Annotated in this window: 2 protein-coding genes; both read left to right on the top strand. The window is 63.1% G+C overall.

The window, feature by feature from the left end:
- A partial coding sequence (locus EOA86_RS29100) for a xanthine dehydrogenase family protein molybdopterin-binding subunit (protein ID WP_164892082.1) occupies positions 1–2097 on the top strand: 2097 nt, incomplete at its 5' end.
- A 95-nt stretch (positions 2098–2192) separates the two neighbouring features.
- Positions 2193–2844: xanthine dehydrogenase family protein subunit M (locus tag EOA86_RS29095; RefSeq protein WP_164892081.1), on the top strand; the 652-nt coding region annotated here is incomplete at its 3' end.

The following is a 2844-nucleotide window of genomic DNA, read 5'->3' as shown; positions in this document are numbered from 1 at the left end:
ATCCATTCCAAGGACGGCTCGCCGATGAAGATGGGGGCGTGGTCGCCACTGGCCTTCGACAGGGTCCGCTATGTCGGCGACGCGGTGGTCGTCGTGGTTGCCGAAACCAAGGGGCAGGCGCGCGACGCGGCCGAAGCGGTCGACATCATCTACGAAGAACTGAAGGCAGTCGTCGATGCTCCGAAGGCGCTCGAAAGGAGCGCACCACAGATCCACCCGGAAGCCGACGGCAATCTGATTTTCGACTGGGAGCTCGGCGACAGCACAGCGACCAATGCGGCGATCAAGGCCGCTGCCCACGTCACCCGCATGACGATCGTCAACAACCGGCTGGTGCCGAACGCCATGGAGCCGCGTGCGGCACTAGGCTATTACGACAAGGCCGAGGACCACTACACGTGCTGGACGACCTCGCAGAACCCGCATCTCGCGCGTCTGGTGATGAGCGCCTTCTACAATGTCGCGCCCGAAAACAAGCTGCGCGTCATCGCGCCGGATGTCGGCGGCGGCTTCGGCTCGAAGATCTATATCTATCCGGAAGAAATCATCTGCCTGTGGGCCTCGAAGAAGACCGGCGTGCCGGTCAAATGGGTCGCTGACCGCACCGAGAGCTTTCTTACCGACGCCCATGGCCGTGACCATGACTCGACGGTCGAAATGGCTTTCGACAAGGACAACAGGATCACCGGGCTGAAGGTCGACACCATCGCCAACCTCGGCGCCTACATGTCGCTGTTCTCGTCCTGTGTGCCGACCTATCTCTACGCGACGCTGTTGTCGGGCCAGTATGATATTCCGGCGATCCACGCCAATGTGCGCGCCGTCTACACCAACACCGCGCCGGTCGATGCCTATCGCGGGGCAGGGCGGCCGGAGGCCACCTATCTGCTCGAACGCACGATCGAAACCGCCGCACGCGAGTTGGGCGTGTCGCCGGCGGCGCTTCGCCGAAAGAACTTCATCACATCGTTCCCGCACCAGACACCGGTCATCATGAACTATGACGCCGGCGATTATGCCGCTTCGCTGGACGCGGCGATGGAGGCTGCCGATTATGCCGGTTTTGCCCAGCGCAAGGCGGCCGCCAGGGCGAATGGCAAGCTGCGCGGCATCGGCATGAGCTGCTATATCGAGGCCTGCGGGCTGGCGCCGTCGGCGGCGGTCGGCTCGCTCGGTGCCGGCGTCGGCCTGTGGGAATCAGCCGAGGTACGCGTCAACGCCGCCGGAACGATCGAAGTATTAACCGGCTCGCACAGCCATGGCCAGGGCCATGAGACGACTTTCGCACAACTGGTCAACCAGCGCTTCGGCGTGCCGATCGACAGTGTCTCCATCGTCCATGGCGATACCGACAAGGTCCAGATGGGCATGGGCACCTATGGCTCGCGCTCGGGCGCCGTCGGCATGTCGGCCGTTGCCAAGGCGCTCGACAAGGTCGAGGCCAAGGCCAAGAAGATCGCCGCCCATCTGCTCGAGGCCGACGAGGGCGACATCGTCATCGAAAACGGTGCATTGAAGGTCACCGGCACCGACAGACAAGTGCCGTGGTTTCAGATGGCGCTTGCCGCCTACACCGCCCACAACCTGCCGGGCGGCATGGAGCCGGGGCTGAAGGAGACTTCATTCTACGATCCGTCGAACTTCACTTTCCCCGCCGGCTGCTATGTCTGCGAGGTCGAGATCGATCCGGAAACCGGCGTCACCGAGATCGTCCAGTTCGTCGCCGCCGACGATTTCGGCAACATCATCAATCCGATGATCGTCGAAGGCCAGGTGCATGGCGGCGTCGCCCAAGGCATCGGCCAGGCCTTGCTGGAGGGCACCCGCTACGACGCCAACGGGCAGCTTTTGACTGCGAGCTATATGGACTACACCATGCCGCGAGCCGACGACCTGCCGTCGTTCAAGGTCTCGACCTCGAACACGCCGTGCCCGGGGAATCCGCTCGGCATCAAGGGCTGCGGCGAGGCCGGCGCCATCGGCTCACCGCCGGCAGTGATCAACGCCATCACCGACGCCATCGGCATCACCGATATCGCTATGCCGGCATCGCCGTCCACGGTCTGGGCAGCGATCCGGGCGACGACGAGACACTGAAACAGGAGTGAATGGTCAGTAGTGAGTAGTCAGTAGAGAAACACTGAAACTACTCACTACTGACTACTCACCGATTCACTTCACGGGAGCATCCCATGTACTCAGTCAACTATCACCGTGCCGCCTCGGTCGCCGATGCGGTCAAGCTGCTCGAGACCGGCGATGCGAAGCTGCTGTCGGGCGGCATGACGCTGATCCCGGCGATGAAGACGCGGCTTGCCGCACCGTCCGATCTCGTCGACCTTTCGCATATCGAGGAATTGAAAGGCATCGAGGTGTCGGGCAGCACCATCACCATTCGCGCCGGCACCACACATTACGACGTCGCCCGCGACGAGAGGCTGAAGACGGCCTGTCCGGCTTTGGCCCACATGGCTTCTCTGATCGGCGATCCGGCCGTACGCTACAAGGGCACGATCGGCGGCTCGATCGCCAATAATGACCCGGCGGCTGATTATCCGGCAGCACTTCTTGCGCTTGACGCCACTATCGTCACCAACAGGCGCGAGATCGCTGCCGACGCGTTCTTCACCGGCCTGTTCGAGACGGGGCTGGAGGACGGCGAGATCGTCACCGCGGTGACCTTCACCGCGCCGGCCAAGGCGGCCTATGAAAAATTCCGCAATCCGGCATCGCGCTATGCGATCGTCGGTGTGTTCGTGGCCAATGGCGCGGACGGAGTCCGCGTCGCCGTCACCGGGGCCGGCGACAACGGCGTTTTTCGTTCGAAGGAAATCGAGGCGGCAC

The organism is Mesorhizobium sp. M5C.F.Ca.IN.020.32.2.1 (assembly GCF_004023105.1).
In the GTDB taxonomy this organism is placed as follows: Bacteria; Pseudomonadota; Alphaproteobacteria; order Rhizobiales; family Rhizobiaceae; genus Mesorhizobium; species Mesorhizobium wenxiniae.
The sequence above is the reverse complement of the archived record's forward strand: the minus strand, read 5'-3'. Positions and strand labels throughout refer to the sequence as shown.